3 protein-coding genes are annotated in these 2,575 nt (G+C 56.2%); all 3 read left to right on the top strand.

From position 1 onward, the window contains the following. The coding region (gene pssA, locus D8U18_RS12600; RefSeq protein WP_131107734.1) for a CDP-diacylglycerol--serine O-phosphatidyltransferase at positions 1 to 818 on the top strand (818 nt) is incomplete at its 5' end. Between the two features lie 63 nt (positions 819 to 881). Beyond that, on the top strand, positions 882 to 1,895 hold the full coding sequence (msrP, locus tag D8U18_RS12595) for a protein-methionine-sulfoxide reductase catalytic subunit MsrP (protein ID WP_056855606.1): 1,014 nt from the start codon (positions 882 to 884) through the stop codon (positions 1,893 to 1,895). Next, positions 1,895 to 2,515 carry a protein-methionine-sulfoxide reductase heme-binding subunit MsrQ gene (gene msrQ, locus D8U18_RS12590; protein WP_056855605.1) on the top strand — a complete coding sequence of 207 codons (621 nt, stop codon included), beginning with the start codon at positions 1,895 to 1,897 and terminating at the stop codon, positions 2,513 to 2,515. Before msrP ends, msrQ begins: the two co-directional genes overlap by 1 nt. Positions 2,516 to 2,575: the final 60 nt, after the last annotated feature.

The following is a 2,575-nucleotide window of genomic DNA, read 5'->3' as shown; positions in this document are numbered from 1 at the left end:
CCGAAAGCCTGCTGCCCATCGATGAACATATCGAAGAAGGGCACGACGCTGAAGGCCGTAAAGTCCGGCATCGTGGTATCTATCTTTTGCCGAATCTGTTTACCACTGCGAACCTGTTCGCAGGTTTCTATTCCATCATCAACTCGATGAGCGCGCAGGCCGCCTTGAGCGCCGGCGACTCGGTCAGCGCAAGCAAGTACTTCGCTTTCGCTGCCATCGCGATCTTTGTCGCCATGGTGCTTGACGGCCTGGATGGTCGTGTTGCCCGCATGACCAACACCCAGAGTGCGTTCGGTGCCGAGTACGACTCGCTGTCGGACATGGTCGCTTTCGGTGTGGCGCCGGCATTGCTGGCATTTGGTTGGGCGCTGGGCGACATGGGCAAGGTTGGCTGGATGGTCGCCTTCATATATGTAGCGGGCGCTGCGTTGCGTCTGGCGCGCTTCAACACTCAGGTCGGCACCGCCGACAAGCGCTATTTCATCGGTCTGGCCAGCCCGGCTGCCGCCGGAGTCGTGGCGGGTATCGTTTGGGCGTTCAGCGATTACGGCATTCAGGGCTCCAAGATGTCCTTCCTGGTGGCGTTGATGGTGGCAGCGGCGGGCATGCTGATGGTCAGCAACATCAAGTACAACAGCTTCAAGGAGCTGGACCTGAAAGGACGCGTACCTTTCGTGGCTATCCTCGCTGTCGTGCTGGTGTTCGCAGTCGTGTTCAGTGATCCTCCGCGCATTCTGCTGCTGGTGTTCCTCGCCTATGCGGCTTCCGGACCGGTGCAGTACTTGTTACATCTTCGTCGGCGCAAAAGCGTCGAGTGATGTAATTTCCCTCATACTCCGCAGACTGTTGGTGCATCTGTTCTCCAATGCTGCGGAGTAGCCATGCTGATCAAAATCCCCAAAGCGTCCGATTGCCATGAATCGGACGTCACGCCTGAATCTATTTATCTTTCTCGACGCACTGTGTTGGGCGCTGCTGCTGCCGGATTGGCTGTGGGCGCTCTGCCTCAATGGGCAGTGGCTGATGAGGCGGCGCGTTATCCGGATGTGGAGCCTGGCAAGGCGCCTTCCTGGTTCAGCGAAAAGCTTCCTTCGACCAAGTGGGGGGCGGTCAATGTCAGGGATGAGGCAATAACCCCCTTCAAGGATGCGACCCATTACAACAACTTTTATGAGTTCGGTGCCGACAAGGGCGATCCGGCTGCCAATGCCGGCACGCTGAAAACTGAACCGTGGACGGTGGTCGTGGACGGGGAGGTGGGCAAGCCGGGACGGTATGCGCTGGAAGACTTCATGAAGCCTTATCAGTTGGAGGAGCGCATTTACCGACTTCGCTGCGTTGAGGCGTGGTCCATGGTGATTCCCTGGATAGGCTTCCCGATATCGGCTTTGCTCAGCCAGGTCGAGCCAACGTCAAAGGCCAGGTTCATTCGCTTTGAAACTCTGCAGGATCCCAAGAGCATGCCGGGGCAGCGCTCTGGTTTTGCCTTGATTGACTGGCCTTATGTGGAAGGACTTCGACTGGATGAGGCGATGAATCCTTTGGCGATACTGGCGGTGGGGATGTACGGGCGCGAATTGCCGAACCAGAACGGAGCGCCGCTGCGTTTGGTAGTGCCGTGGAAGTACGGGTTCAAAAGCATCAAGTCCATCGTGCGCATCAGTCTGGTGAGCGAGCAGCCCAAAACCACTTGGCAGAGTATTGCCTCGGACGAATATGGTTTCTATGCGAACGTGAATCCTGCGGTTGACCACCCACGCTGGACGCAGGCGCGTGAGCGACGCTTGCCAAGTGGTCTGTTCAAGCCGAATGTGCGGGACACGCAAATGTTCAACGGCTATGCGGACGAAGTTGCTTCTCTATATACAGGGCTCGATCTGCGGAAGAATTACTGATGCGATATCCGCTTTGGCGTATTGGCGTTTTCATTGCGGCGATGGTGTGGCCCCTGCTCTGGTTGTATCAGGCTTGGGAGGATGTGTTGGGGCCAGACCCTGGCAAAGTGCTGGTCGACCGGTTGGGATTGGGAACGCTTGTCCTCTTGCTTATTACATTAAGTATGATGCCACTGCAGAAACTCACAGGTTGGGCGGGGTGGATTGCTGTCCGGCGTCAGCTGGGGCTTTGGTGCTTCTGTTATGTCGTACTGCACTTGAGCGCCTATTTGGCATTTATTCTGGGGTTTGACTGGTCGCAATTGGGCGTCGAGTTGCACAAGCGTCCTTACATCATTGTTGGTGCGCTAGGTTTTCTGTGTTTGCTGGCACTGGCTGTGACGTCCAATCGATACAGTCAAAGAAGGTTGGGTGTTCGTTGGAAGAAGTTGCATCGTCTGGTGTATGTGATTCTGGGGCTTGGATTGCTGCATATGCTGTGGATCGTGCGTGCCGATCTGAAGGAGTGGGCGATCTATGCCGTTATAGGTGTGTTGCTGCTAGTGCTGCGCCTACCGCCGGTGGCACGCCGAATCCCACGATTAATGACAAAAAAGGCCTCTTCTGCCAAAAAGGCGTAAATAGTGGTTGACGGCAGATCTCAGGTGTCTATAATTCGCCCCACTTCCGGCGCAGTCGAA

It is taken from the genome of Pseudomonas sp. Sample_10, from assembly GCF_004321495.1.
Taxonomy (GTDB): domain Bacteria; phylum Pseudomonadota; class Gammaproteobacteria; order Pseudomonadales; family Pseudomonadaceae; genus Aquipseudomonas.
The sequence above is the reverse complement of the archived record's forward strand: the minus strand, read 5'-3'. Positions and strand labels throughout refer to the sequence as shown.

What these genes read in the sequence shown, in the direction of transcription:
- msrP (WP_056855606.1), top strand. Translation starts at nt 882, where the DNA reads ATGCTGATCAAAATCCCCAAAGCGTCCGATTGCCATGAATCGGACGTC.
- msrQ (WP_056855605.1), top strand. Translation starts at nt 1,895, where the DNA reads ATGCGATATCCGCTTTGGCGTATTGGCGTTTTCATTGCGGCGATGGTG.